The following is a 25,528-nucleotide window of genomic DNA, read 5'->3' as shown; positions in this document are numbered from 1 at the left end:
GAATAAGATCGCGCTTCGAACCACACGCCCCGGGGCGAAGGAGCCGAAGTGAACGCGAAGCGACCCGTCTTGCTGATCCTGAGTTCGATGCTGTCCCTCGCCGCCGCGGCGGCGGGGATCGAAGGGCCGACCTGGAGCCTCACCGGCGTGCAGGGGCTCGATCCGGGTCTCCTTCCCACGGGGCCGCAGGCGGTCACGGCCAGATTCGAGGGCGGGCGCGTTGCCGGCTTTTCGGGCTGCAACCGCTTCTTCGGTTCGTACACCCTGAAGCAGCCGGACCGCCTCGTCATCGGCCGCCTCGCCGGTTCGATGATGGCGTGCGAGGACAACGCGATGAAGGTCGAGGGCGCGGTGCACAAGGCGCTGGCCGGAAGCTTCCGGCCCGTGCTGACCGGCGACCGGCTCGCGTTGATGTCGGAACGCGGCGAGACGGTGCTGTCCTTCAAGGCCGAACCCAAGCCCAGCCTCGTGGGCCTGCGCTCGAGCGTGACCGGCTTCAACAACGGCAGGCAGGCGGTGGTGAGCCTCGCGCCCGACACCACGATCTCGATGTCGTTCGGCGAGGGTGTCGTGCGCGGCTTCGCCGGCTGCAACACCTTCCAGGCCACCTATGCGGCCGACGGCAAGCGCATCGCGGTCGGACCGATCGCGACCACCCGCAGGACCTGCGCCGATGCCGTGATGGCGCAGGAACGCCAGTTCCTCGCGGCGCTGAAATCGACCACCACCTGGGATTTCAGCGGCGCGCTGCTCGACATGCATCGCGCCGATGGCGAGCGTACCGTGATGGGCACCCGCGAAGCCGGATAGGCGGTTGCGCGCCGGTCAGGACGTCGGCTTGGCATCCATGATCATGGCCCAAGCACCCCAGGCTTCGTCCGACTCATGGCGAGCCGTCATCCAGGAGTGGAATTCGGGCGTGTCGACGACCCTCGCCGATCGCCCCCCGACTTCGATCTCGGTTCGCACGGCTTTGAAACGCTCGTGCGCATCTTCTTCAGCGACTTGCTTCTGCAGTGCGGCGGCCTCGGCTGCAGCCACGGCTACGGTCCATTCTTTGCTCATGCTGGCGTACGAGAGATGCGGCGCGGCGCGCCGGAACGCGACTAGTAATTGCGGCGACCACCGTCACCGCCGAAACCGCGATTGAAACCACCGCCATTGCCTCGCGGGGGCCTTGCTTCCATGGGGCGGGCGATGTTGACGGTCAGATCCCGGCCACCGAAATTTTTTCCATTCAGGCCTTGAATCGCTGCTTCCGCCTCTGCGGGACTGGACATTTCCACAAAGCCGAAACCTTTGGAACGACCGGTGTCGCGGTCCATCATCACCTTGGCCGATTGAACGCTGCCAAAGGCCGAAAATTGTTGCTGAAGATCGTCGTCACGAACCGAATAGGAAAGGTTGCCGACGTACAGTTTGCTGCTCACGATTGAGACTTTCTTGTTGAGCGCTATCCGAAAAATGGACACGCGCGGGTTGGAAAAAAACGGGAAAGAAACCACCAGAACTAACCCAGTGAGTGGGTTGGTGGCAGAGATGTGTGGTGCCGGGGAACCGCTGCCCAAGCCGGACCTCGTTATAGCGAAGGCAAACTGACGTCCGCAGCACGCGCTATTGTACCGGCCCTACTTCGTCCCGCGATGCGCCGCCGAGGCCGCGGCCGCCCGCAACTTGTCCTTCTTGCTCGGCCTCTTTCCCTTCACGCCGCCGGTCCGGGCCGCGGCCTCGGGTGGCGGGGCGGCCACTTGCACCGGTTCGAACCCCGCCACCCGCTCACGCGGCAACATGAGCTTGTTCCGTTTCTCGATCAGCCCGAAATGCGCCTCCGTGGCGGCACTCGTGAAGCTCACGGCGAGCCCGCTGGCGCCCGCCCGGCCCGTGCGGCCGATGCGGTGCACGTAGTCGTCGGCCGAGCGCGGCAGGTCGTAGTTGACCACCACCTGCAGCCCGGGGATATCGATGCCGCGTGCCGCGAGGTCGGTGGTCACCAGCACATCCCAGCGGCCGTTCTTGAAGTCCTCCAGCACGGTGGTGCGCTGCAACTGGCTCATGTCCCCGTGCAGCGGGGCAGCGCGGATGCCACGGTCGTACAGCTTGCGCGCGACGTGTTCCGTGGCGTAGCGGGTGGCCACGAACACCAGCACGCTGCGCCAGCCCTCCTGCTTCACCAGATGACGCAGCAGTTCGGTCCGGCGCGGCGCGTCCGCCGCAATCACCCGCTGGACGATCGCGGGTTCGGTGCGTGCCTCGGCGGCGGCCTCGATGCGCACCGCGTCGCGCAGCAAGCCATCGGCCAGGGCCTGCACCTCCGCGGGGAACGTGGCCGAGAACAGCAGGTTCTGCCGATTCGTCGGCAACGCAGCCAGCACACGCTCACGCTCGGCGGAAAAGCCCAGGTCGAGCAGGCGGTCGGCCTCGTCGAGCACCAGTGCCTCGACAGTGTCCAGCCGCACCGCATTGCGCTGCAGCAGGTCGAGCAGCCGGCCCGGTGTGGCGACCACCACGTCCGCGCCGCCTCGCAGCGCCATCATCTGCGGGTTGACTGACACCCCGCCGTAGAGCACCGCGACCTTGAGCGGAAGAGGGCAGGAGGTGCCGAATCGGCGGAAAGTCTGGCCCACCTGCGCTGCCAGTTCGCGCGTCGGCACCAGCACGAGGACCCGCACCCGACGGTACGCGTGCTGCCGGCCGGCGATGATCCGCTGCAACAGGGGCAATGCGAACGCGGCGGTCTTGCCAGAGCCGGTCGGCGCCAGGCCGAGCAGGTCCTGGCCGCGCAGAAGCCGTGGGATGGCCTCGACCTGGATCGCGGTGGGGGCGGCATAGCCCGCCTCGGCGCACGCATGCACCAGCGGCGTGGACAACCCCAAGGACGCAAAGCTCGTAAGGCTCATGGCGAACGGTGCAACCGCGGCGCGGAAAGTGCCTGCAGGCTTTCGCTGATGGCGGCATCGACGTTGCGCCACTTTCCTGAAAGCTGTGCGGCGGCGAGCGCTTTCTCCAGGGCGCGCAGGTCGCGAACGCCGGGGGCCACCCTGATCTGGGCGATCGCGGCCGTTGGGTTGCCGGCGCGCAGCAGCGCCATGATCTTGAGGGGCCAGGCAGGGGAGTGACTCACGGAGTTCTTCGCGGATACGGTGAAGGGTGCATTGTCCGCCCGAGCGCCGACCGGCGCGCCGACTGATGCGAGCCGGTCTGCGTCTCCTCTGCGAAGGGGATGACGCACCGCGCCGCGTGTCTCCAAATCGCGGCACGACCTATGAATTCAAACGATGTCGCCAATTTCTGGGAGGCCAATGCGGATGCCTGGACACGCCTTGCGCGCCTGGGCGTCGATGTGTTCCGCGACATGCTGAACAGCCCGGCCTTCTTCGGCATGCTGCCGCCGGTGGCGGGCCTTGCGGGGCTCGACGTGGGCTGCGGCGAGGGGGGCAACACGCGCCAGCTCGCGCGGCTCGGCGCGCGGATGGCTGCGGTCGACATCGCGCCGACCTTCGTGCGCAATGCGCGCGATGCCGAGGCGGCCGATCCGCTCGGCATCGACTACCGCGTCGGCGACGGCATGGCGCTGCCTTTTCCCGCGCGCTCCTTCGATTTCGTGACCGCCTTCATGTCGCTGATGGACATGCCGGACCCGGTGCGCGCCTTGCATGAAGCCAGCCGCGTGCTGCGGCCCGGCGGCTTCCTGCAGTTCTCGATCCTTCATCCGTGCTTCGCCGCGCCGCACCGCGAGGTGGTGCGCGACGCCAACGGCAGGGCGCAGGCGATCGAGGTCGGCGGCTATTTCGATTCGACCGAAGGCCGCGTGGACACCTGGTGGTTCTCGACGCTGAAGGCCGAAGAGCGCGCGCAGGTCGCGCCCTTCAGGACGCCCATCTTCCACCGCACGCTGAGCCAGTGGTTCGACATCGTGCTCGGCGCGGGGCTGCACATCGACAAGATCGGCGAGCCCACCGCGGGACCGGGTTCGACGCATGCGGATGACGTGGTCGACGACACGCGGGTCGCGCCGCTGTCGCTGCACATCCGTGCGACCAAGGGCGCGGTGCGCCGCCGCAAGACATCGACCCGGTATTCAGCCTGATCGGTGATGCAAGGCGGCATCCATCGGCCCCGAACGAGGGCTGTCCTCTTCATGTCGCCAGCAGCAGCTCATGCACCCCTTCGACCGCCTTCCGAAGCTTCGCCATGCGGAGCCCCCCACCCGCCAAAGGCCCGGGCCATCTTGGCAAAAATCCTCCGAAAACAGTCATTTTTACCGCTGCATATGCTCCTAAAGTGAAGGCCATTCAACGACACGTCCAAGGAGTTGCAAGGTGGAAAAGCCTATTCTCATCGGAGGAATCAGCGCCCCGAATTCCGAACTGACCCGTAAGGCCTCTTCGCTCGTGGACCGCGTCCACTCAACGGCGATGAAGAACCATCTCCACCGCACGTGGTGGTTCTCCGAATTCCTGGGCAAGAAGCGAGGGATGAGATACGACCGAGAAGTCGTGTATCTCGCATCGCTGCTTCACGACCTTGGCCTGACGAGCGACTACGCCGCCGACCAGCGTTTCGAGGTCGACGGGGCCGATGCTGCGAGCCGTATTCTCATTGCCGGCGGCTACGCGGAATCCAAGGCCCAACTGGTTTGGGACGCTATTGCGCTTCACTCGAGCGCAGGGATCGCCGAGCGCAGAGAGCCAGAGGTCGCACTCGTCCACATGGGCGCTCATGTCGACGTGATGGGACTCCGAATCGACGAAATCACGCCAAAGCTGGTTGACGACACGCTCGCCCTTTATCCCCGGGTTGGATTCAAGGCGGCATTTCAGGAGGCCTTGGCGGAAGTGGCCAGGAGGAAGCCCCACACAGCCATTGGCACAGGGCTGGCTGACATCGGGCGTCGCCACGTGCATGGATTGGAGATTCCCGACGTGTGCGACTTGCTCGACCACGCGCCCTTCGAGAGCTGATCCCCGGATCTCCGCGCACCGTGATTCGAAGAGCAACGCCGCGCGGGACTGTCGGTCCTCGACGTGGTCAATGGTGCAGCTGTCCATCGGGTCGTCGATGTTGATCCGGTAGGCCGAATTGACGCGGACATGCGCGCGAGCGCGGTCGACTACGTCAACCGCGTTACTGGCAGTTCGAGACCTGGGATCTTCCCGGCGTGATTGCGTCTTTTACGTTCGCGCAAGATCGTCCACTTCCCTGGTAGTTTGTGCGAAGAGGAACGGATCCCGACGAGGTATGCGCATGCAAGGTTCGACCGAACTGTACGGGGCATTGACCGGCAACTGCATCCGTGCCGCGATTGCACTAGATGAGGCGGGCATCCCCTATACGGCCAAGAGTATCAATCTGGCTGCAGGCCAACAGAAGAGCGAGCAGCATCGCGCCCTGAATGCCTTCGGCAAGGTTCCAGTGCTTGTAGAGTACGGGAGCGGCGGCAGATTTGTGTTGACGCAGTCGAATGCCATCATGCTGTTCGCGGCGGAGCGCTCTGAGAATCAACTCGTGCCCGCCGATCTGGTGGCACGGGCCAGGGTCTATGAGCGCTTCTTCTATTTTCTGACTGACGTCATCGCGGTAAGTCACGGTGCATTCCGGCTTGAGCAAATCGGTGCGAATGCCCAGGCATCCCGCGTCAATCTACTGGCAAGAGCCTCGCTCATCGAGGCGGAACGATTCCTGGATTCGGCAGAGTTCATGGCGGGCGATACGTTTTCGCTCGCTGACATTGCGGCATTCACCATCGCCAGAGCTTTCAGCGGCGACATTCAGTGGGTGAATCATCCGGCACTTTCGCGGTGGTTCGAGACAGTCGCGCGGCGCCCTGCCGTAGTCCGCGGGCTGAAGGCATTCGAATGACAGCCTTCCCCGGCGCCGCGTGCCCGGCCTCTGTCCGACGCTGTCTGGTCAGGGCCGTCACGGCAAACCGACCGATGCCGGCTGCGACCACCAGGCGGATGAAGCCACCGAGAAACGGCCACAGCATCTTCCCGAAACCTTGGCCAGCAAAGTTCATCCCGACGATGGTCTGTGCCACCTGAACTGCGATGGTCGGCAGAGCCAGCCGCAGCATGGTCTACAAGATCGGCACCCGCAGCAGCAGCGCCCGACGATCGGACGCTCCGGCCGCCAGTGTCTGACCGCCAGGATCGGGAATTGAAGTGGACATGGATTCTCCGTTTACCCACGCTCGCAACTAGTCGTCAACGGCAATCGACTCGTCCACAACCATTGATTCCAGACTCTCATGGATCGACGCCACGCGAGCAGTCCCGTTGAGCTCGGCGAACTGTCGCTGAGCCTCACGCCAGAGCGGCAGTGCCTTTTCAAAGACCCGCCGCCCATCCCTGGACAGCTTGATCACCTTCGTCCGGGCATCCGTGGGCGCCGGCCCGATGTCCAACAGTCCGTCACGCTGGAGCACAGTGGCCATCTTCCCCATGGCAGTGCGTTCGACGTCGAGCCGCTCCGCCAGCTCGCTCACCGCGGCGCTTCCCAGCTCGCTGAGCGTCGCAAGGATCAGGAATTGCGTGATGCGCAACCCCGTTGTTTGCAGATGCCCGTCGTAGAACCGCGAAATCTGCCGAGCGGCCTTCCTCACGGTGAAGCAGTTGCACTGCTCGACCGTCATCGGTTGTTTGCCCTGTTGCATCATCCGTTCCTTGCCAAACCCTGGTGACCCGATTCAAGCGAACACGGCGCCATTGGCTGCAACGACCTCTTGCACCGTCATCGCCCGCTTGCCGGTGATGTCCTCGACGGCAGAGTTCGTGCCGGCGAAGACGCCATTGCGATAGTCCTGCGCCACCTCGGTCAAGTGCTGGATGAGGAAAGGATTGAACTTGTAGACCTCTTCCATCCGGCGCTGGAATTCGGAGATCTCGATGGGGTTGTAGGTGATCTTCGTGCCCAGCGCCTCGGACATCGCCTGCGCAATTTCGTAGTGGTTCATCTCGATCGGCCCGTGCAGCTTGTAGACCTTGCCGGCATGCGGCTCAGGATTCGCAAGCAGATGGGCGATGACGCGCCCCTGGTCGTCGGAGCTGATGGGCGCATGACGCCCTTCGCCGAACGGAAACTCCACGGTCTTGCGTCGCCAGATTTCCTTGGCGAAGTGCGGGTACACCAGCCAGTCCGCGAAGAAGGTCGGACGGATGTGTGTCGTTGGGACGCCGGACCAGTCGAAGACCTGCTCGGAGATCCAGTGGTCTTGGGCCGCATGGCTTTCGCTGTCGCGGCGCGCAGAGATCTGCGACATGTTCACGATGGAATGGACTCCGGCCTCTTTCGCGGCCTGGGCCCAGTAGGCCGCGGCACTGAGGATGCCGGGACTGATCGGGTGCAGGAAATAGGCACCCTTGATGCCCTCCATGGCAGCCCGAATCTTGTCCACATCGGTGAAGTCGCCGAGGGCGATTTCGACACCGCGCTTGCGCAGCTCGGCCGCACGCTCGTCGTCCTTGCGCACATAGGCGCGCACCTGCTTGCCCATCTCCAGCAGCGTGTCGATGGCTGCACCGCCAGTGCGCCCCGTCGCACCGCTCACCAGGTATTCCGCTTTGCTCATGGTCTGTGTCCTTTCCATTTAAGAGCATATGCTCTGATCGAAAGTGTATGACTTCAGCCCACATCCACGCATCTCCGCTTGCAAGACCACTCTGAATACGAGGATATGCTCGCATTTAGCCTTCGTGAGTGAGCATCCAAGTTTTGGGATCTGCTGTAGCGCAGCGATTCTCCGACCGCGGGGGCGCAAGCTCCGAAAGCTCGACACCGCACGCTTTCACGGCCTCACTCGGGTGCCGATGTCTGGGCCTCGCGGCCTGCGGTGCGTTTCCACCTCTTCACCTCGAGGGACCTTGAGGACCGCGTAGCGCTCAGGCAAAGTTCACTGACTCCGGTTGCGTCAATCTGCCAAAACGGCTGCGATAGTCTTGCGGGGAGACTCCGAGCGCCTTGATGAACGCCCGCCGCATCCGTTCATCGTCTCCAAAACCGGTGTTGTGCGCGATCTGTTTGATGGGATCAGCCCCTTCCTCGAGGAGTCGACGTGCGGCTTCAAGCCGAATCTGCTCTATCGCACGTGCCGGACTTTTGCCAGTTTCGCGCTGATAGACGCGTGTGAAATTGCGGGGGCTCATATGGGCCGCAGCGGCGAGCACGGGGACGGACAAGTCCTTCGTAAGATTGCCGTTGATCCAGAGATGCAGATCGTCGAAGCGACCTCGTGCGTCTCGGATTTGCCGCCGAAGCTCAAAGCTGAACTGCGATTGTCCACCGGGTCGTTTCAGATACAGAACCAACAGTCGTGCGAGTTGTAGCGCAACTTCATGGCCGAGGTCTTCCTCGACCATGGCGAGCGCCATGTCGATGCCGGCCGACACGCCTGCAGAGGTCCAGACTCCATCCGAAGCTACGAATATCGCATCGGGCTTCACAACGACAGATGGATGCTCGCGCTGCAGTCGCTCGCAGACCGCCCAATGCGTGGTCGCTTCTCGGCCGTCCAGCACACCGATCTGTGCGAGCGTGAATGCACCGAGACAGACGGAGCCGATGCGACGGGGACGGTTCAGGTTCCGGGCAAGGCAAGTGCGCAAAGCCTCCGAAGCGTTGGGCGGAGCGGCCAGGTCCCCGCCCGCAATCAACAGCGTATCCACGGCCTCGGCGAAGACATCCTCGAGGCGCACCGATTGCAAAACTACGCCGGAATCGGTGGTAACGGGACCTCCCGCTTCCGATGCGATCTCAATCCGGTAGGCAGGCGCACCATTCTTGAGATGTGCCTCTGTGAAGACCTGAATGGGACCGGTAATGTCGAGGAGCTTCGCGCCGCCGAAAATCACAAGAACGACTTTGCGCGGCGTTTGCGCCGACGAGGCATCAGACTTCGAGGACATGGCGTACTTCATGCCGGCCGCCTTAACTCTGGAAAGGCGCGAAAAGCAACAGGTCGCAGACGTTCGGAACGTGGAGGTCCGGAACAAGGCGACGACCGATATCGGCGAGACCCGTTCCAATCGCAGTATGCGGCTTCTTCCGCGCCACTTCCGCGAGCGCCTCAGTGAATGCCTTCTTGAACCCTACACGCGGATACAAGGCAAGCGTATCGTCGATGAGCTGCGGAGAAATCTCTTCCATTCTCAGGCCCATGACGTCGACATGCGCACCGAAATGGACCAGGGCGACCTCAGGCTCCCTGCGATCGGCGATATCGGCCGCCGAGTGAAGTGCAATGGCATCCCAAACGATACTAGTCTTTTCCGACGGATAGTCATGGGCGTGCAAGAACCGGCTAGCCGCATCCGCACTGTCCACTTCGAAGCGCTTATCTGCCGCGTGATCGTGCGAAAGACCAAGATCATGAAGCAGAGAGGCTACATACACGAGTTCATGATCGAACTTCATCTCGCGCTTCTTGGCCAGAAACTCGGCAAACCAGTACGTTCGATGAACGTGATTAAGAATCGTCGGCGTATGGGCCTGCTTTGCGAGCGCCGCAGCCTTGCGCGCCAAGTCCGAATCGGGGGCAGCAATCCCGCCAATGATGACAGGTGTGTTCATATGTCCTCACCAATTTCTTGGCCAAGGCAGGTTTCCGCCCTGGCGATAAGTTCACTACGGGCAAGGCTCCACCTCGCAAGCGGAGCCTGGCTCATATCTGATTGCGCCGTCGCTTGACGGCAATCAGGCGGCGGCCAGCCACAGCTTTTCCGTGCCAATCTTCTCCGCATACTTGATGGCCGCTTTGAGCAGGTCGGGACCCGCCTTGCTCGGGCTGCCGGTTCCAAAGGGCGGCTGGGGGTCGTAGCACATGGCAAGCTCGGTGGTCGCGGCCACTCGGCTTCCCTTCGCTTCCTCGAGGAGCCTGATGCCCAGTTCGATGCCAGCAGTGACGCCACCGCTGGTGAACACGTTGCCGTCGATCACCACCCGGGCGTCACGTACGAGTTCGATCTCTGGGAAGTTCTTCTCGATTGCGTCGTACACGAACCAGTGCGTAGTCGCCTTGCGGCCGTTGAGCAGGCTGCGTATTTCGGTTCATCGTGACCGCCGATTTCGGCATCGTGACCGCGCATTTCGGTCATCGTGACCGAACCTGCATTTCGGCTCATCGTGACCGACCGTTTCGGGATCGTGACCGGCCATTTCGGCGATCGTGACCGCCGTGACGGCGCCCCATAACAAGGGCGCTGGTCCCACCGGCAGTGCTGCGTAGAGAACGCAACCCCGGGCCTCCTACCCTCGACGGTTTTTGCCCTCGAGCCGCGGATGCCCAAGCAACAACTCTCTCTACGCATGATCAAAGATGTTCTCCGCCTGAAGTGGCACGCGCAGCTCTCGCACGAGCAAGTCGCCGCCACGTTGAAGATCTCCAAGGGCGTCGTGGCCAAGTACGTCGGACTGGCCACCGCCGCCGGCCTCGACTGGGACACCGTCCAGCACTGGGGCGAACAGCACCTCTCGACGGCACTGCAACCCCGCTCGCAAGCCGCTTCGCCCGTCGTCGTTCCCGACTGGGGCCGCATCCACCGCGAACTCGACCGCAAGGGCGTCACGCTGATGCTGCTGTGGCAGGAATACGTGGAGGCGAATCCGCAGGGCCGCACCTGGCGCTACACGCAGTTCTGCGAGCACTACAAGGCCTTCGCCGCCACGCTCAAGCGCTCGATGCGCCAGCACCGGCGCGCTGGGGAGAAGATGTTCATCGACTACGCCGGCTCCACGGTGGCGCTGAGCGACGGCGCCCGCGCCCAGGTCTTCGTCTCGGCCATGGCCGCCTCCAGCTGCGTGTTCGCCTGCGCGACGCCCACGCAACGCCTGGACGACTGGATCGAGGGCATGGTGCGGGCACTGCATTTTTACGGCGGCGTGCCGGCGAAATCAGCAGCTACTGATTTCGCCGGTAATCGTGAGGACCGTTTAATGCGAAGGAACTGATGTGGTCCCTGGATCCGAACACGCCCAAGACGGACAGTTCCTTCGCATTGGTGGCTGCACGCAGTCAGAGCGATTCCAGCCAGGCGAGCAGGCTGGCATCGCGTCGCCAAGGCGCAGACTTCTTGGTCGGTGGTGGCTGCAGCCGCTCCAGTGCTTCGCGCTTGGTGTCCAGGTTGGCTTGGGCGTAGTGATAGGTGGTCTCAAGGCTCGCATGGCCCAACCAGCTGCGGATTACGGCGACATCGACTCCAGCGGCGAGTAGATGAACCGCGGCAGCGTGCCGAAACGCGTGCGGCGAAACCTTCTTCAATGCCAGCGTTGGCATCACTTGGGTGGCGGCACGGACGTACTGCGCGAGCTTGAACCGCACGCCTGATGCGCCCAGAGGTGCCCCGTAGCGGTTGACGAACAGTAGTTCATCACCGGTGCGTGGCTGGCGCTCGAGCAGTGCTGAGAGCAAGTCGACCGTCTCCGGCCACAGCGGACAAATGCGTTCCTTGCGGCCCTTGCCGAACAGGCGAACGCAACGTGGTGTATCGAAGCGAACATCGGCGACACGGACATCGAGTGCCTCCTGAATACGTGCACCAGTGTTGTAGAGGAACCATAGCAACGCGTGGTCGCGTTGACCCTCCAGTCGGCCACGGTCGGGCTGCGCCAGGATCGCCTCGATCTCGTGCAGCTCGAGGTCCCGGTGGGCTGGCCTGGGTGCCTTCTTGGTGGGGATTCGCAGCACCTCGGCGCACTGCGCGACGGCCGCAGGCTCGCGCTCGGCGACAAAGGCGAAGAAGCTGTGTAGCGCCGCGAGCCGGCAGTTGCGCGTGCCGATCGACACCTTCCGATCGCACTCGCTGTACTGCAAGAATGCAGCCACTTCGCCGGCGCTCAGCGCCGGCAGAGTGAGGTCGGTGACGCGGCAGTGTCGGTGCGCGGCGACGAAGCGCAGGAACAGTCGCCACGCGTCGCGGTACGAGCGTATCGTGTGCACGGAGGCGTTGCGCTGTTGGACCAGCCGCTCATAGAAGAAGGCGTGCAGCAATGCAGGGAACGGATCGACCGGCTTCATCGCGCTGCTCCCGTCGTGGCGTGCAGCTTGCGCAGTGCCAGTTGCCGGAACCGCTCGCTGGCCAGTTGCAGAAGCTCTTGAGTCACCGTCAGGTACACCAGCGTCGAATGGATGTCCTTGTGGCCGAGATAGGTCGCCAGGTACGGCAGCCGCGCCTGCGGATAAATGCCCTGTCGATACCACGCCAGCATGCGATAGACGACGAATACGTGACGAAGATCGTGGATGCGGGGTCCGCACCTGCCCCGATCCGGCTTGAGCCCGGCTCGCCGAAGAACCCGGACAAGTAGCTTCTCGATCATCACTCGCGAGTAGCGGCCCGCGGCCTGCTGATGCCAGAACAGGCCGCTGCTGCCGTCCTGCGGTGCGCCGGCCCGGCGCCGGGCGTCGAGATACTCGCGCAAGACGGCCATCACGCTGCCGCTGAGCGGCAGCACTCGGGACTTGAAGAACTTCGTCTCGCGCACTTCGAGTAGACCGGCGTCCAAGTCGACGTCGCGCAGATCGAGGCGCGCGAGTTCGCCCAGCCGCAGCCCGGCGCAGCCAGCGAGCACGAGCATGGTGTGAAGCGCGTGCGGGCGCAGGGGTGCGCACGGGGACGGAAAGCTTCCCGCGGTGTCGAGCAATAGGCGTAGCTCCTGCGGGGAGTAGATGTAGGGGCGGCGCTGTTGCTGCTTGGCGCAACGCTTGAGCCGCCGATCCGGCGGAGGCAGATCGATGGTCGGATCGAGTCGTCGCCAGGCGCGCGCGACTGTGCGCGCCGTCTGTTCGCACTCCCAGGCGTCGTTCAGCGTCCGGCTCTGTGCCGCCCACTGCTGCAGCAGCACCTTCGGCGGTTGGCCGGCGAGCTCCGGGCGGCCTTGCAGGAAGCGATCGAAACGCAGCAGGCGCGCCGACTGCGTCTCATAGCGGTAGCCGATGGCGCGCATCAGCTCGACGTGCCGGCGCAGCATGTCGCCCAGAAAGCTGGCGAACCGTGGCGGCGGGCGCAGGGCTTCGAGCGTGCCGTGTGGATCGGCCGCAAACAGCGCACGCACGACCGGGGTGCTCCATCGTTGAGCGTAGCGCTCGCGCAGCTGGGCAAGGGGGTTGATCGGGATCGCCGCTTCGGACTGCAGGAAGTCGAGGAAGCGATCGACGATGCGCGCCCTATGCAGCACCAGATATGACTGCCAGTGCGCCGTACGATCGCGCAGCCAGGCCTGCAGCGTCGCGATGCCGACGCTCGGGTCGTCACGCTCGCGCACGAAGCGCTGAAACCCGCGTAGCACGCACCGGTAGACCGCTACTGTGTCGCGGCTGCGCAGCTTCAGGTGCTTCAGATGCCGCTCGATCGCAGAGTCGTCGTCAGGCCAGGTGTTCATCGCGCGCCCTCCCCAATGAGTTCATCGATCTCCAGAGCCACATCGCGCAACTCGTCCACAGCGAGCTTCAGATACGGCGCTGTCGATGCTGCGGATCGATGTCCCAGCACATCGCCAATGACCTTCGGTGGGACTCCACTGCGCAGCAGGCTGACCGCGCGCGCGTGCCGGAAGGCATGAGGACCCCGCTTGCCGTCGGTTTGCACGCCGGCGGCGTTGAGCCGTCGTTGGAGCTGCGCGTACAGACTGGATCCGCTGGCAAAGCGCCGATAGGGTGCACGTGCGCGAATGAAGATCTCGCGAGCACCTGTTGCGGGCCGACCGTGGCGCAGATAGGCGAGCAGCGCGGATCCGACCGCCGGCAGCAGCGGCAGCACCGATTGCGCGCCGGTCTTGGAATGCCGCACGAACAGTTGATCGCCTCGCCAGTCGATGTCTTCCAGCCGCAGCCGAACGATCTCCCCGGCACGCAGCCCATAATTAGCGAGCAGCAATACGATGGCGTGGTCGCGCAGCCCTGTCGGCGAGCGGTCGGCGCGGCAGATCCGCACGACGTCGTTGATCTGCTGCACCGATAGCGCCGAAGGGATCGACTCCAGCGCGTAGAGTGTCGGCGCCAACACGCGGCTGGCCAGCTCGTCGGGCGTTCTACCACTGGCGTGCAGGAAGCGCAGAAAGCTGCGCAACCGCTGGGCCAGCGACTTGCGTGAGACGCGCCGCAACGAAGGCGCCCGCGCCTGCTGGTACGCGTCGATGTCAGCGGTGCTCAGCGAACGCAGCTCGTCGGCCAACGACTGTTGGCCGTGACGCCAGCACATGAACCGCCGCGCCTCGGCGACCAGGTCGTCAATGGTCTCGGCGGCCATCCCCCTGTCCTGCTCGAGCCACTGAGCGAACTCATCACAAAGCGAGTGGGCAAATGCCTCGAATTCATTGCCTGGCGAGGGCTCAGGCGGCCATCGGCCCATGACCATCCGCATCAGTTGGTGGATGCCTGCGCTGTGCGAGCCGCGCCAGCTTCCCATAGACCGCGGCGCGTGTCCGTGGCGTCGCTGGAATCGTCGTTGCTCGCAGCGCAGGTACTGCTCCTCGTGCAGCGGCTGCAGATCTGCGACAGCGAGCTTGCGCCGCTCGAGGTAGCGAAGGAAGTTCGCAGCGACGGCGCATTGGCGTCGGATCGCGCCTGAGCTGTAACCGGTGTCAACGAGTTGGTGCTTAAGTTGCCTCAGCAGCGCAGCATGCTGTGGCGAAACGCGGTCAAACATGGCGTGTCTCCTTGATCGGGATGCATCCCGATCAAGGGCATAGACGAAACCGCCAAATGACGAGCAGGTGACCTTCTGATGGAAGGGGTGTTCAGAGTGGTGCCGCAGTGGGGGTGACTCTGCTTCGCATTAAACGGTCCTCACGATTACCGGCGCTCGTCGTGCCTGACAACGCCACGGCCGTAATCGCCTCGGCCGATCGCTACGAGCCGCGCGCAAACGACACGGTGCAGGACTTCGCCCGCTACTACGGCACCTCGGTTTTACCGGCGCGCCCGCGTTCGCCAAAAGATAAAGCTTCCGCAGAAAGTTCGGTGCAAATCATCGGCCGCTGGGTGCTGGCGCGGCTGCGTCACCACCGCTTCGACACCGTCGCCCAGGTCGACGCGGCCATCGCCAAGCTGCTGCCCAGCGTGAACGAGCGCCCGTTCCAAAAGCTGCCCGGCAGCCGCGCCAGCGTGTTCGCCGAGCTGGACGCGCCGGCCTTGATGCCGCTGCCGCCGCAGCGCTATGAACTCGCCCGCTTCAAGACGGTGAAGGTCCACATTGACTATCACGTCCAGCTGGACGGCCACCACTACAGCGTGCCCCACGCGCTGGTGGGGCAGACGCTGGAGGCACGGCTGACGAAGCACGCCGTGGAGCTGCTGCTGCGCGGCCAGCGGGTGGCCGCCCATGTCCGCAGCGACCGGCGCGGCGGCTACACCACGGTCGAAGCACACATGCCCGCAGCGCACCGGGCACAGCTGCAATGGACGCCCCAGCGCCTGATCGAGTGGGGCCGGCAGATCGGCATGGCCTGCGGCGAACTCATCACCCGGCTTCTGCAGACCTACAAGCATCCGGAGCACGGCTATCGCTCCTGCCTGGGGCTGCTGAGTCTGTCGCGGCGCTACGGCAAGGAACGGCTGGAGGCGGCGTGCGAGCGCGCCTTGGCGCTGGGGACCGTGCGCTACAGACACGTGCGTGATCTGCTGGCCAACAACCGGGATCGCGTCGCCCAGGAAGCGCCCGCCGAATGGACCAGCCCGGCGCACGCCAACGTGCGCGGCCCGGGCTACTACCAATGATGCAACCCGCCATGACGCCTTCGCTGCCTGTAAACCACCAAACAACGCTGATCCCCATGCTCAATAACGCCACCATCGCCCAACTGCGCTCCCTCAAGCTCCAAGGCTTCGCCGACGCGCTGCAACAGCAGCACGAGCAGGCCGACTGCCTGGGCCTGTCCTTCGACGAACGCCTGGCCCTGCTGGTCGAGCGGGAGGTCTATGCCCGCAACGACCGCAAGCGCACCCGACTGCTGCAGCGGGCCCAGCTGAAGTACACGACCGCGACGCTGGAGGACGCGAGCTTCGAGGGCATCCGCGGCATCGATCGCTCGACGTTGATGGGTCTGGCGCTGTCCACGTGGATCGAGCGCGGCGAGACGGTCTGCTTCGCCGGGGCCACGGGCCTGGGGAAGACCTGGTTGGCGTGTGCCCTGGCGCAATACGCCTGCCGCCAAGGGTACTCGGCGCTGTACCTGCGCGTGCCGCGCCTGGCCGAGGAGCTGCGCATCCTGCACGGCGCGGGCAGCTTCCGGCGTTGGCTGCAGCAGTTGGCCAAGGTGGACGTCCTTGTGCTGGACGATTGGGGAACGGGTGCCATCGATGCATCCACTCGTGCCGACCTGCTGGAGATCATCGATGACCGCAGTGCGCAGCGAGCTACGGTCATCACGCACCAGTTGCCCGTTGAGCACTGGCACGCATGGCTGGGAGATCCGACCTTGGCCGACGCAATCCTCGACCGCTTGATGCAGCACTGCCGGCGCTTCACGCTCGAAGGCGAATCACGTCGCACGGGACGCAACGCAGGTGTGGCAAGCAAGACGAAAAAGACAACTCAGGAGGCCAAATCCTGACCTGACCCCACGCCCCGACCCTACACTTCACCCCCTACGCAGTACCCGCCGCCGGCCCGGCGGTCACGATCGCCGAAACGGGCGGTCACGATACCGAAACGACATTTGCCGACGCCCTCATCGGCGTCGGTCACGATGACCGAAATGATCGGTCACGTTGGCCGAAATACGCACTCGGGCTGCACCGGCTTGAACATCACCACCAGACCGCCGTCGTGGGCACCTGCTGGCCGCGATCCTGCGCGACGACATCAAGGCGACGGTTGGCTTCGAGCAACTCGGCGCCGTGACCGGCGCATCACCCAAAAGCCTGATCAGCATGTTCGGTCCGACGGGCAATCCTCAGGCGCGCAACCTGTTCGCATTCATCAGCCACCTACAGCGTCACGCCGGGTTGACGCTGCACGTTACCGCGCGGGCGCACTGAGCCCACTTGTCACCCTTGCGGGTCAGGTCCAGTTGCTCGCGGGGGCTGGCGTCGCAATAGCGGCGCGGGAGCCAGGGCCAGAGCGTGGTGTCATTTTGGCGCCGTCAACCGATCGACCATCGATTTGACCGCCGAGAGTTGCACGCCGCTTTGCACCTGGAAGGTCGGCCCCGTATAGCCCCACCAATCCCAGCAGCCCTCGGGATTGGCTGGAATTGGCTGGCTTGTCACCGCCTGCGGGTACAGGATGATCAACCGGTTGGTATCCGCCCAGCGGTTGTACCCGACCGATGCGTAGACATCGCTGCCGACGCTTTGCGCACCCTGCCTGCAACCGTGGAACACGACGTGCACCGCGCAGCCGCTGGCATCGGCAGAGCACTCCCTGGGGATGTAGACGAAGCCCACCGAGTCCATGCTCGTGCCGTCGCCGGCGAACGCGCTCTGGTCGAACGGCTGGACGATGGATGAGAGCGTGTCCGCCGGCGGATTCAGGGGGCCGTAGATTTGCTCCAGGATCGCCTTCGGCTGGTCGTAGTTCTTGCCCTTGCCGTTTTCGGGGCAATGGTCGATGTAGGGTGCCGCATTTGTCCCGCAGGCATTGCCGAAAGCTGGTGCGATGAACGCATGGCCGGCAGGCATCTTGTTCACGTAAGCCAGGTGCCTCGGCGGCACGCCCGCAGCTTGAAAGAAGTCGCGGGTTGCAGCAACCACGGGCGGGTGCACATACCGGTCCTTGGTTCCACCGAACACATAGACCTTGAACTTTGCCAGCCCGGCCACCGGATCAATCTGCCCCACCGACGCGAAGCCCTCCGCCGCCGCCAACGACATGCTGCCGGACGGTTCGCCCGACATACAAGTGACGACGCCACCGATGTTGACGAATGCGCAGTTGTAGGGCCCGCCGGCGATCACGCCCAGCCCAACAACACTCGACGAGTACGCAACGGCGTATTGGACAGCCATAAAGGCGCCGGACGACAGGCCGGACACCGATGTGCGTGACGGGTTCGCGTGAAGCGTGGGGAGGGCGTCGGCGGCATGGGCGGCCGGATGGACGAAGTTGACTATGGCCAAGGCAACCGCGGCGCTCAAGTTCCGGATGCTGGGGCATTTCATCGTCGCCGTCCTGGTCGCGCAGATGTTGCGCCGCAGCTTAGCCTCATGCCGGTAGAACCGCGCCCGTGCTTTGGACATATTGACCAAGATCCTAGGTGTGCAAGCCTCTCACTTCAGCCATGGGGTGGCGCCACATTTCGGTGAATCTTTCTTCACTATTTGGATAGTCGCCAGATAGAGGTCAAGAGCGCCGAGGCAACTGCAACCGCACGGAGGACCTTGCGTTGCACGTCGCCACGTCCTACATTTTCAGGCTGCCTACGCTAAAAACGATACCGTTGGCACCTTCGAGCCAGGCCCCAGGTGCCGGAGGAGTTCGCCGGTGACCTCTGAGGACCACGATCTCGCTGAGTGGCTGTCTTCGCTGGGCTTGGGCATGCACGCTGGGACCTTCGAGAAGAACGACGTCACGTTCAATGTCCTGAAACGCCTGTCCGACGCGGATCTGAAGGAACTGGGCCTCTCACTGGGGCACCGTCGCATTCTGCTGGATGCTGTGAGGCGGATCCAGGGAACCGGCGGCGATCCGACATCTGACCCGCCCGTCGAGTCGGCCGAGCACGGCGAACGCCGCCAGATCACTGTGATGTTCTGCGACCTGGTGGGTTCGACGGAATTGTCGGCACGGCTGGATCTCGATGACCTGCGAAGCCTCATCCATGCCTACTACTCCTCCTGCTGCAGCCTCATCGAGGAGACGGGCGGCTTCATTGCGAGACTGGTCGGCGATGGGATCCTTGCCTACTTCGGCTATCCAACGGCATCAGAAGATGCGGCCGAGTGCGCGATTCGCGCAGGCCTGACGATCCTCGAGACGTGGGGTAAGACCCACCTCATCGGAGCAAGCCAAGTCAACGTGAGGATCGGAATTGCCACCGGGATGTCACTGATCAGTGACATGGTGGGCAGTGGGTTTGCCGGACATCATGCCGCCACCGGGCTCGCTCCGAATCTTGCGTCGCGCATCCAGGGGTTGGCAACGGCAGGCAGCATGGTTGTGGCTGACGACACCAGGCGGCTCGCGGGCGGCGTGTTCGTCTATGCCGACATGGGGATGCACCAACTCAAGGGGCTGGACAAGCCGGTGCGCGTTTGGAAGGTCGTGGGGGAATCGCTTTCCAGCCTTCGATACGAAGCGCACAGGACGGAGATCCACGAGTGTGTCGGTCGTGAAGCCGAACTGAATGCCCTCCAGAAATGCTGGGGCGAAGCGCAGCGTGGCCGCTGCAGCATCGCGACGATCCTCGGTGAAGCCGGCATCGGCAAATCCCGACTTCTACGAACCGCATCCGAGCGGTTTGGCCGATCCTCGGGATTGACCGTGCTCATGCAGTGCTCACCGAACCAGATCACCACACCCTTGCACCCCTTGGTCTCATGGATCCGCCGGGAGGCCCGCATCAGCGGAAGCGATGGTGAAGCCAATCGAACGCACCTTGCGACCTGGCTCGGCGCCGTAGCCACTCCCCTTGATCTCGCCCTGACGGCTGAGCTCCTGGGGTCGTCGGTCTCGGGTACGGAACCGCTACCGCCGATGCCGCCAGACCGAAAGCGAGACCTGACGAGAGAGGTGCTGCTGCAGTACTTCGAGCGGCACAGCGAATCCGCTGTCGTTCTACTCATGATCGAGGACTACCACTGGATGGATGGCGCAACGGTGGACTTCCTGAAGATTTTGTTTCAACGCATGCGCCGCAGACCCTTCATGGCATTGATGACCTCGCGTCCCCCACAAAGACAGGATTGGGGCCATGCAGAGCCCGTGACCGACATTCGTCTCGAGCCCCTGCAGCGTGCAGACGCGGAGAAGCTGATGCGCAGCACGTGCCACGGCAAGACCTTGCCCGCGGTCATCGTCGAACTCATCCAGTCCAAGACGGACGGCGTTCCGCTGTTCGTCGAGGAACTGACGGCCACAGTGCTCGAGTCGGGCATCCTGAGAAGCGAAGGTAACGCCCTCGTCCTGGACGGCCCAGTTCCCGAACTGGAAATTCCGTCAACACTGCGTGACAGCCTGCTGGCCAGACTGGATCGATTGAGCGATGCGAAGGAAGTTGCGCGCGTCGCAAGTGCTCTCGGTCGGGAATTCACATTCTCGCTGCTGGCCGAGGTTTCCGGGAACCCGCAAGGCCGACTGACGGCCGCCCTCGATCGCCTGGTCGAGGCGCAATTGCTGTACCGCCGCGGTGTGCCTCCGGCGGCCGAATTCTTCTTCAAGCACGCACTGATCCAGCAGGCGGCCTACGACGGGCAACTCAAGAGCGATCGCCGGGCCCTGCATGCGCGGATCGTGCAGGTCATCGAGACCTCTCATCCCGAGATCGCGCGCCACGAGGCGGGCCTCATGGCGCATCACTGCCAGGAGGCCAATCTCCCCGACAAGGAGGTCGATTACCTGTACGAGGCGGGTCTCGCATCGACCCGGATGGTGGCCATCGCGGAGGCGCTGTCCTACTTTTCGCGCGCGCAGGCGCTCATTGCAACGCTCGATCAGACCAGACAGAACGCCAGGAGGCACATCAACATCATTCTGGGCATGATGGAGGTCGGGCGCTTCGCGATCCTTCCCAAAAAACTCATGGAACTGGGCGCACTCGCAAGGAGGTTGGCGCAGGCCGATGAAGCAACGTGCGACGCGGCAACGATGTCGGCCATCCTGTTCCAGGAGGGACGTGCCCATCTCTACTCGAGCCGCTACTCCGAAGCCAGGCGAATCTTCGAGGAGATCAGGAGACTTGGCCGCGAAGTCAAATCGCAGTTGGTCGAAATGAAGCCGGGTTCGGCCTACAGTATGAACCTTTGTTGTCAAGGCCTGTTCAGGGAGACCCTGGAGTTCATCCACGAGGGCAATGTCGACGCATACAAGAGTGCTGGCAGCCTGATCGACTACATCTCGGGACTGGGATGGATTTCCTATGCCTGTTGCCAGATGGGCCCTGGCGATGATGGCCTCCGGTTCGGCCATCGATCGGTCCAGGAGGCCGAGCATTTCCAATCTCCGATCTACCTGGGGGGCGCCTACATCTGGCGCAGCCATGCGTACATGTCTGTCCGTCGACTCGACGAAGCGGTCTCTGATGCGAGGCAATGCGTGGAAATCAGCCGACTTCATTCGATGCCGTATCTAGGGTGGCACGGCCTGGTTTTCCTTGCGCTTTGCTTGGCCAGATCGAGCCGCTTCGATGAAGCGATCGCATCGCTTGCCGAGGCTCGTCAGTTGCTGGTCAAGGTCGCAGACGGCGAGTGGTCCTTGCTTGACTACCTTCCAGCCATCGAAGCCGAGATTGCGTGCTTTCGGGGGGATCATGTGCGCGCCAATGCCGCTGCAGATGAGGCAATCGCGGTGGCCAAGAGAATAGGCGGTCACTTTGCCGAGGCGATCGCTTGGCGCGTCAAGGCGATCTCCAGCGTCAAGGCGGGCGGAGATCCGGAACCCGCGAAGGCCCTGTTCGACAAGGCGATTCACTTGCATGACCAAGGAGGTGCGCATGCAGAGAAAGCGTTCGGCACGCTGATCTGGTCGCACGCCCTGTACCTCTCCGGTCACGTTGAATGTGCGAGCCAGGCGCTTCAGGCTGCCACCGAACTCGCGCGCATTCACGGCTTCGAATTGCCGCGATGTGAATACGGCGCGGCCGCCATGCTCAAGATTTGATTCGCCAGGCCGTCAGGACATCTGCCAGTGGCATGCCATAGTCCTTCGGGGGCGCGCCGATGGAATCGACGTCGCCGCCTTCAAGGAAGAACAGCAGGTCGTACGGTCTCAATGCGTGGAAGTACAGCTTTTCCCCTCGCGGCACGCAAGACGCGATGACCTTCCCGACAATTTCGACGCTCAATGGCTCCAGAGGCCCGACACCTTTGAACCCCACGCGAATCCAGCGCAAACCTTCGTCCAAGAAGAGCTGGGCCGCTGCGGGTGGGCCTGGCGGCCCCATCTTTGCAAGCCTGTCGAAGATGCGCCCAATCAGGTCCGATGTGTTTGATGCTTCGTTCGCGCTGGCGCGCCGCAACCTTGCAGAGACCTCCCCAATATTGGGGAAGAGGGGAGTCCATTCGTCGATTCGGATCACGATTTTCTCCGGCAACTGCCGCACAATAAATTGAAAGTGACATGGCCGCCAGCGGCTCGTGCGCGGACGGATCCCCATTGAGAAGGAGGAATCCATGACGAAGAAGAAAAAGCGCGCCATCACGCTGGCCGGGGGAGGGCCCGCCGCGGGCATCCACATCGGTGTCCTCTCCGTATTGGAAAGGGAGGGTATCGAGTTCGACGTCTATGCCCTCTCATGCATTGGTGCCTGGGTCGGGATTGTGTACAACACCCGCTCAGGTCCGGACCGGGCCAAGCAGACGTACGAGTTCTTCGAGACGTACTGCTTTCGAGACGACCGATCCTACGAATGGTTTCCCATCAACAAAGGGTTTGGCACCAACTGCCCGGCACTCTGGAGAGCTTGGGCCGAATTTCCTGCATTGAAGACAAACAAATGGTCGGACCTGGTGCTGCCAGCGCAAATCCGCGCAAGTCTTTTCAACTGGTTGAAAATCCTTGGGGACTCAAGCCGCTGGACGCACCAGGAATTCAACAACTGGGTCCTGAACGATGTGCTGGCGGTCAATCCGATGACCCGATACTTGACATCGATGATCTACAAGTCCCACTTCAATGGACTGTCGAAGATCTACTACAACCACAGCAAGGTGTTGGAAGAGGTCTTTCAAGGCGAGCGCCTTTACGAGGAGGACAGGCCGGAGATCTATCACAACGCCTGGCGGATGCCCAAGGGGAATCAACCTGGGAAGATACAGCTCTTCAAAAATCGAAAACTGAAGTCCCGCGATGGGACGGAGGACTACCTGAGAATTTCCCACAAGTCACTGTGCTCATGCTCGGCCCTTCCTTTTATCGAGGAAAGTGTCTCGATGAGGGGCTATACCTATACGGAAGGGGCATTGGTCGACACAGTCAATTTCAAGAACCTCTTGCGAGATCATCCCGATCTCGATGAAGTCTGGGTCAATCGCATCGTCGACGAGAGCGAGGTCCGGCGGCCGAAGGATCTCGCCGAATCCCTGGCCAACTTGCCGCAGCAGTTCGCCGCAGAGCTCGGCAAGGCCGATATCAAGATGTTTCGCCAGCACTTGCTCAACCAGTCACGGATGCGGCCGCGCGTTGTCGAAATACCCATGAATCCAGACACTGAAGTCACGTTCGACTGGAATCATGCGAATCTGAAACGTGGATTCTCCGAGGGTGCCGACGCGGCCAGGAGGCTCCTGGCATCCGACAAGCAGCTGAGTCAAGACACAGTCGAGAGCTGAAGCCCGGCCGTAGACGAGCCGATCAAGTCGGGCGTAGGGAGCCGCGATATTTGCGCGTCGAAGCTCATGCCGAGCACCTGCTGGACGGTATTCTGGTCATGCGGGAGCGCTACGCCATGCTGGCCCCGGTGCTCTTCAATCGCGAAGTTATCGCGGCGGGTCGCGCAGGGTCGCGTGTTGGCCCGACGTCTCCACTGTTTTGGGGATCTCTGCTGCTTGCCGAGTCTTGATCACGGCAGATGTTCGCCGCCAAAATTCTCGTCCCATGCCGCGTGGCAGAGGAGTGTGAGACGGCAGTGTGCCAGCATCGCTTGGCGTCGCGGCGCTTCACTCACTAGGCAATGAACGTTTGTCGACCTGGGTCTTCCGTGCCCTGATTCCAGGTTCCTTCACTGACACGCAATTCGTAGTTCTCCAGGGCACGGAGAAATCATTGAAGGCTCATCATGGCAAATGGAAAATCCACCAGCCCGGCTTCTCAATGGGTGCCGCTGCCGGGCAGCAACCGTCAGTTGCTGCCCCAATCGGTGCCTATCGGTCCCGCGGACCTCAAAGCGACTGTCGCTCTGACGGTGAAGGTGCGCTCCCGGGGGAAGCTTGCAGAGCTTGACGACGCGGTTAAGAAAGAGAGTGCGAAGCCGCTGAAGGAGCGGACCTACATTTCCCGCGAGGAGTTGGCTCAGAGATACGGTGCGGACGCAGACGACTTGGACAAGGTGGAGCTCTACGCGAACAAGCATCACCTACGCGTGGCTGATCGCGATGAAGCGACGCGGCGCGTGGTCCTCAAGGGAACGTTGGAAGATGCGCTCTCGGCATTCCACGCCGACGTCCACATGTATCAGCACGCCAGCGGTCCATATCGGGGCCGTCGCGGTGAGATTCTCGTGCCCGCGGAGCTGAAGGACGTTGTGACTGGCATCTTCGGATTCGATACGCACCCAAAGCACCGAGCGCCGAGACGGCTGATGGGGACTAGTAGTGGCACTGCGACGAACCTCGGCGAATTTGCCAGTGAGTTCGCGACGAGGTACCAGTTCCCCACCTCCTCGAGCTCGACAAAGTTGGACGGCACGGGGCAGTGCATCGCACTCATCGAGCTGGGTGGCGGCTACAGCAACAACGATCTGAAGATCTTCTTCTCAGAAGCCGGTGTCCCGATGCCAAAGGTGGTCGCGGTTTCGATCGACCATGGAGCGAACCATCCAACGCCGCAGGGGCTCGCCGATGGCGAGGTGATGCTGGATATTGAGGTCGCGGGTGTTGTTGCACCCGGCGCCAAGCTCGCGGTGTACTTCGCCCCCAATAGTGACAGCGGCTTCCAGGACGCCATTCGAGCGGCCGTACACGACGGCGCGCGCAAGCCCAGCGTCGTGTCGATCAGCTGGGGCGAGCCGGATGACTTCTTAACTGCGCAGAGCGTACAGTCCTATCACGAGATTTTCACCGAGGCCGCAGCACTGGGCGTGACCGTTTGCGCTGCCTCAGGTGACCATGGGGTTGCGGACTTGGATGCGCTCCATTGGGACAAGCGCATTCACGTCAACCATCCGTCGTCGGACCCCTTGGTCCTTTGCTGCGGCGGTACGCAGATCGACAAGAACGTCGATGTGGTTTGGAACGACGGCACGCCGTTTGACCCTCAGGTGTTCGGCGGCGGCGGTTGGGCCAGCGGCGGTGGCATTAGCCCGGTCTTCGGCGTGCCGGACTATCAGAAGGGGTTGCCGATGCCATCTTCTCTGAGCACATCGCAACCCGGCCGAGGCTGCCCAGACATCGCCATGACCGCGGACAACTACCGGACTCGCGTGCATGGCGTGGACGGACCAAGTGGTGGAACGAGCGCCGTCACGCCGCTGATGGCGTGCCTGGTCGCTCGACTCAATCAGGCTTTCGAGAAGAACCTCGGGTTCGTGAATCCGCTGCTCTACGCGAATGCGCAGGCCTTCACCGACATCACGCAGGGTACCAACGGCATCAACCAAACGATCGAGGGCTATCCAGCCGGGAAGGGCTGGGACGCATGCACGGGCCTCGGCGCGCCGATCGGTACCGTGCTGCTTCAGGCGCTGGGCAAATAGTGTCGCCTACGGGCCGCCGCAAGAGCGGTGG

23 protein-coding genes and 1 pseudogene are annotated in these 25,528 nt (G+C 63.2%); 10 read left to right on the top strand and 14 right to left on the bottom strand.

The genetic code is table 11. The features are described from left to right. Positions 1–48 precede the first annotated feature (48 nt). A complete protein-coding gene (locus VAR608DRAFT_RS02900) occupies positions 49–810 on the top strand; it encodes an META domain-containing protein (RefSeq protein WP_088952698.1) in 762 nt (253 codons plus the stop codon). Between the two features lie 15 nt (positions 811–825). On the opposite strand, the gene VAR608DRAFT_RS02895 is transcribed toward VAR608DRAFT_RS02900, so the two are convergent. The 4 genes from VAR608DRAFT_RS02895 to VAR608DRAFT_RS02880 form a co-directional block, all read right to left on the bottom strand. Next, entirely contained in the window at positions 826–1,065 is a 240-nt protein-coding gene (locus VAR608DRAFT_RS02895; protein ID WP_157730582.1) for a hypothetical protein, read from the bottom strand. 41 nt (positions 1,066–1,106) lie between these two features. Beyond that, positions 1,107–1,430 (bottom strand): RNA recognition motif domain-containing protein, encoded by a 324-nt coding sequence (locus VAR608DRAFT_RS02890; RefSeq protein WP_088952696.1) that lies wholly within the window; start codon positions 1,428–1,430, stop codon positions 1,107–1,109. Positions 1,431–1,628: 198 nt separating this feature from the next. Then, positions 1,629–2,897, bottom strand: a complete 1,269-nt coding sequence (locus tag VAR608DRAFT_RS02885; RefSeq protein ID WP_088952695.1) for a DEAD/DEAH box helicase — start codon at positions 2,895–2,897, stop codon at positions 1,629–1,631. Beyond that, positions 2,894–3,088, bottom strand: a complete 195-nt coding sequence (locus VAR608DRAFT_RS02880; RefSeq protein ID WP_088952694.1) for a hypothetical protein — start codon at positions 3,086–3,088, stop codon at positions 2,894–2,896. Before VAR608DRAFT_RS02880 ends, VAR608DRAFT_RS02885 begins: the two co-directional genes overlap by 4 nt. Positions 3,089–3,262: 174 nt before the next feature. On the opposite strand from VAR608DRAFT_RS02880, the gene VAR608DRAFT_RS02875 reads away from it, so the two are divergent. The 3 genes from VAR608DRAFT_RS02875 (at position 3,263) to VAR608DRAFT_RS02865 (ending at position 5,859) form a co-directional block, all read left to right on the top strand. Continuing rightward, entirely contained in the window at positions 3,263–4,087 is an 825-nt protein-coding gene (locus VAR608DRAFT_RS02875; protein WP_088952693.1) for a class I SAM-dependent methyltransferase, read from the top strand. Positions 4,088–4,319: 232 nt separating this feature from the next. Beyond that, positions 4,320–4,961: an HD domain-containing protein gene (locus VAR608DRAFT_RS02870; RefSeq protein ID WP_088952692.1), complete on the top strand. Its 642-nt coding sequence runs from the start codon at positions 4,320–4,322 to the stop codon at positions 4,959–4,961. A 283-nt stretch (positions 4,962–5,244) separates the two neighbouring features. Continuing rightward, entirely contained in the window at positions 5,245–5,859 is a 615-nt protein-coding gene (locus tag VAR608DRAFT_RS02865; RefSeq protein ID WP_088958561.1) for a glutathione S-transferase family protein, read from the top strand. Between the two features lie 337 nt (positions 5,860–6,196). Here the strand turns inward: VAR608DRAFT_RS02865 and VAR608DRAFT_RS02860 are convergent, their stop codons facing one another. The 5 genes from VAR608DRAFT_RS02860 to VAR608DRAFT_RS02840 form a co-directional block, all read right to left on the bottom strand. After that, positions 6,197–6,652, bottom strand: a complete 456-nt coding sequence (locus VAR608DRAFT_RS02860; protein ID WP_088958560.1) for a MarR family winged helix-turn-helix transcriptional regulator — start codon at positions 6,650–6,652, stop codon at positions 6,197–6,199. Positions 6,653–6,685: 33 nt separating this feature from the next. Continuing rightward, the gene (locus VAR608DRAFT_RS02855) at positions 6,686–7,567 is read right to left on the bottom strand and encodes an NmrA family NAD(P)-binding protein (RefSeq protein WP_088952691.1); all 882 of its coding nucleotides are present in this window, start codon (positions 7,565–7,567) and stop codon (positions 6,686–6,688) included. Positions 7,568–7,877: 310 nt separating this feature from the next. Next, positions 7,878–8,912: a GlxA family transcriptional regulator gene (locus VAR608DRAFT_RS02850; protein ID WP_231973173.1), complete on the bottom strand. Its 1,035-nt coding sequence runs from the start codon at positions 8,910–8,912 to the stop codon at positions 7,878–7,880. Between the two features lie 10 nt (positions 8,913–8,922). Beyond that, positions 8,923–9,564, bottom strand: a complete 642-nt coding sequence (locus tag VAR608DRAFT_RS02845) for an HD domain-containing protein (RefSeq protein WP_088952690.1) — start codon at positions 9,562–9,564, stop codon at positions 8,923–8,925. Between the two features lie 123 nt (positions 9,565–9,687). Next, the gene (locus tag VAR608DRAFT_RS02840; protein ID WP_269458577.1) at positions 9,688–10,026 is read right to left on the bottom strand and encodes a DJ-1/PfpI family protein; all 339 of its coding nucleotides are present in this window, start codon (positions 10,024–10,026) and stop codon (positions 9,688–9,690) included. Positions 10,027–10,299: 273 nt separating this feature from the next. Between VAR608DRAFT_RS02840 and VAR608DRAFT_RS02835 the strand changes: the two genes are divergently transcribed. Further along, the gene (locus VAR608DRAFT_RS02835) at positions 10,300–10,941 is read left to right on the top strand and encodes a hypothetical protein (protein WP_231973104.1); all 642 of its coding nucleotides are present in this window, start codon (positions 10,300–10,302) and stop codon (positions 10,939–10,941) included. A 64-nt stretch (positions 10,942–11,005) separates the two neighbouring features. Here the strand turns inward: VAR608DRAFT_RS02835 and VAR608DRAFT_RS02830 are convergent, their stop codons facing one another. Genes VAR608DRAFT_RS02830 through VAR608DRAFT_RS02820 form a run of 3 tightly spaced genes read right to left on the bottom strand, consistent with a single transcriptional unit; the run spans position 11,006 to position 14,636 of the window. Further along, positions 11,006–12,007 (bottom strand): tyrosine-type recombinase/integrase, encoded by a 1,002-nt coding sequence (locus tag VAR608DRAFT_RS02830; RefSeq protein WP_088952378.1) that lies wholly within the window; start codon positions 12,005–12,007, stop codon positions 11,006–11,008. After that, the gene (locus VAR608DRAFT_RS02825) at positions 12,004–13,371 is read right to left on the bottom strand and encodes a tyrosine-type recombinase/integrase (protein ID WP_088952377.1); all 1,368 of its coding nucleotides are present in this window, start codon (positions 13,369–13,371) and stop codon (positions 12,004–12,006) included. The genes VAR608DRAFT_RS02830 and VAR608DRAFT_RS02825 overlap by 4 nt, the downstream gene beginning before the upstream one ends. Continuing rightward, positions 13,368–14,636, bottom strand: a complete 1,269-nt coding sequence (locus VAR608DRAFT_RS02820) for a site-specific integrase (protein ID WP_088952376.1) — start codon at positions 14,634–14,636, stop codon at positions 13,368–13,370. The genes VAR608DRAFT_RS02825 and VAR608DRAFT_RS02820 overlap by 4 nt, the downstream gene beginning before the upstream one ends. A 146-nt stretch (positions 14,637–14,782) precedes the next feature. Between VAR608DRAFT_RS02820 and VAR608DRAFT_RS02815 the strand changes: the two are divergent. Together VAR608DRAFT_RS02815 and istB are read left to right on the top strand one after the other, a co-directional pair. Next, positions 14,783–15,706: pseudogene (locus tag VAR608DRAFT_RS02815) on the top strand (Mu transposase domain-containing protein); the annotation flags it as partial. A gap of 56 nt (positions 15,707–15,762) precedes the next feature. Then, positions 15,763–16,542 carry an IS21-like element helper ATPase IstB gene (gene istB, locus VAR608DRAFT_RS02810; RefSeq protein ID WP_088952688.1) on the top strand — a complete coding sequence of 260 codons (780 nt, stop codon included), beginning with the start codon at positions 15,763–15,765 and terminating at the stop codon, positions 16,540–16,542. Between the two features lie 517 nt (positions 16,543–17,059). Here istB and VAR608DRAFT_RS02800 read toward each other — a convergent pair. Further along, complete coding sequence (locus VAR608DRAFT_RS02800) at positions 17,060–18,169, bottom strand: extracellular catalytic domain type 2 short-chain-length polyhydroxyalkanoate depolymerase (protein ID WP_231973171.1); 1,110 nt, start codon at positions 18,167–18,169, stop codon at positions 17,060–17,062. Between the two features lie 244 nt (positions 18,170–18,413). On the opposite strand from VAR608DRAFT_RS02800, the gene VAR608DRAFT_RS02795 reads away from it, so the two are divergent. Then, positions 18,414–21,746, top strand: a complete 3,333-nt coding sequence (locus VAR608DRAFT_RS02795) for an AAA family ATPase (RefSeq protein WP_088952686.1) — start codon at positions 18,414–18,416, stop codon at positions 21,744–21,746. Here the strand turns inward: VAR608DRAFT_RS02795 and VAR608DRAFT_RS02790 are convergent. After that, on the bottom strand, positions 21,736–22,284 hold the full coding sequence (locus VAR608DRAFT_RS02790; RefSeq protein ID WP_157730580.1) for a hypothetical protein: 549 nt from the start codon (positions 22,282–22,284) through the stop codon (positions 21,736–21,738). The two genes, VAR608DRAFT_RS02795 and VAR608DRAFT_RS02790, sit on opposite strands and share 11 nt — an antisense overlap. Between VAR608DRAFT_RS02790 and VAR608DRAFT_RS02785 the strand changes: the two genes are divergently transcribed. Both VAR608DRAFT_RS02785 and VAR608DRAFT_RS02780 read left to right on the top strand, forming a co-directional pair. Then, positions 22,259–23,416, top strand: coding sequence for a patatin-like phospholipase family protein (locus VAR608DRAFT_RS02785; RefSeq protein ID WP_088952684.1), 1,158 nt, complete (start codon positions 22,259–22,261; stop codon positions 23,414–23,416). The two genes, VAR608DRAFT_RS02790 and VAR608DRAFT_RS02785, sit on opposite strands and share 26 nt — an antisense overlap. Before the next feature lie 446 nt (positions 23,417–23,862). Beyond that, positions 23,863–25,497 carry a S53 family peptidase gene (locus tag VAR608DRAFT_RS02780; RefSeq protein WP_088952683.1) on the top strand — a complete coding sequence of 545 codons (1,635 nt, stop codon included), beginning with the start codon at positions 23,863–23,865 and terminating at the stop codon, positions 25,495–25,497. Positions 25,498–25,528: the final 31 nt, after the last annotated feature.

Source organism: Variovorax sp. HW608 (assembly GCF_900090195.1).
GTDB lineage: Bacteria > Pseudomonadota > Gammaproteobacteria > Burkholderiales > Burkholderiaceae_C > Variovorax.
This window is presented reverse-complemented; position numbering and strand designations above follow the sequence as displayed.

What these genes read in the sequence shown, in the direction of transcription:
- VAR608DRAFT_RS02895 (WP_157730582.1), bottom strand. Translation starts at nt 1,065, where the DNA reads ATGAGCAAAGAATGGACCGTAGCCGTGGCTGCAGCCGAGGCCGCCGCA.
- VAR608DRAFT_RS02885 (WP_088952695.1), bottom strand. Translation starts at nt 2,897, where the DNA reads ATGAGCCTTACGAGCTTTGCGTCCTTGGGGTTGTCCACGCCGCTGGTG.
- VAR608DRAFT_RS02880 (WP_088952694.1), bottom strand. Translation starts at nt 3,088, where the DNA reads ATGGCGCTGCTGCGCGCCGGCAACCCAACGGCCGCGATCGCCCAGATC.
- VAR608DRAFT_RS02875 (WP_088952693.1), top strand. Translation starts at nt 3,263, where the DNA reads ATGAATTCAAACGATGTCGCCAATTTCTGGGAGGCCAATGCGGATGCC.
- VAR608DRAFT_RS02865 (WP_088958561.1), top strand. Translation starts at nt 5,245, where the DNA reads ATGCAAGGTTCGACCGAACTGTACGGGGCATTGACCGGCAACTGCATC.
- VAR608DRAFT_RS02860 (WP_088958560.1), bottom strand. Translation starts at nt 6,652, where the DNA reads ATGCAACAGGGCAAACAACCGATGACGGTCGAGCAGTGCAACTGCTTC.
- VAR608DRAFT_RS02855 (WP_088952691.1), bottom strand. Translation starts at nt 7,567, where the DNA reads ATGAGCAAAGCGGAATACCTGGTGAGCGGTGCGACGGGGCGCACTGGC.
- VAR608DRAFT_RS02850 (WP_231973173.1), bottom strand. Translation starts at nt 8,912, where the DNA reads ATGAAGTACGCCATGTCCTCGAAGTCTGATGCCTCGTCGGCGCAAACG.
- VAR608DRAFT_RS02845 (WP_088952690.1), bottom strand. Translation starts at nt 9,564, where the DNA reads ATGAACACACCTGTCATCATTGGCGGGATTGCTGCCCCCGATTCGGAC.
- VAR608DRAFT_RS02835 (WP_231973104.1), top strand. Translation starts at nt 10,300, where the DNA reads ATGATCAAAGATGTTCTCCGCCTGAAGTGGCACGCGCAGCTCTCGCAC.
- VAR608DRAFT_RS02830 (WP_088952378.1), bottom strand. Translation starts at nt 12,007, where the DNA reads ATGAAGCCGGTCGATCCGTTCCCTGCATTGCTGCACGCCTTCTTCTAT.
- VAR608DRAFT_RS02825 (WP_088952377.1), bottom strand. Translation starts at nt 13,371, where the DNA reads ATGAACACCTGGCCTGACGACGACTCTGCGATCGAGCGGCATCTGAAG.
- VAR608DRAFT_RS02820 (WP_088952376.1), bottom strand. Translation starts at nt 14,636, where the DNA reads ATGTTTGACCGCGTTTCGCCACAGCATGCTGCGCTGCTGAGGCAACTT.
- istB (WP_088952688.1), top strand. Translation starts at nt 15,763, where the DNA reads ATGCTCAATAACGCCACCATCGCCCAACTGCGCTCCCTCAAGCTCCAA.
- VAR608DRAFT_RS02800 (WP_231973171.1), bottom strand. Translation starts at nt 18,169, where the DNA reads ATGTCCAAAGCACGGGCGCGGTTCTACCGGCATGAGGCTAAGCTGCGG.
- VAR608DRAFT_RS02785 (WP_088952684.1), top strand. Translation starts at nt 22,259, where the DNA reads ATGACGAAGAAGAAAAAGCGCGCCATCACGCTGGCCGGGGGAGGGCCC.
- VAR608DRAFT_RS02790 (WP_157730580.1), bottom strand. Translation starts at nt 22,284, where the DNA reads ATGGCGCGCTTTTTCTTCTTCGTCATGGATTCCTCCTTCTCAATGGGG.
- VAR608DRAFT_RS02780 (WP_088952683.1), top strand. Translation starts at nt 23,863, where the DNA reads ATGGCAAATGGAAAATCCACCAGCCCGGCTTCTCAATGGGTGCCGCTG.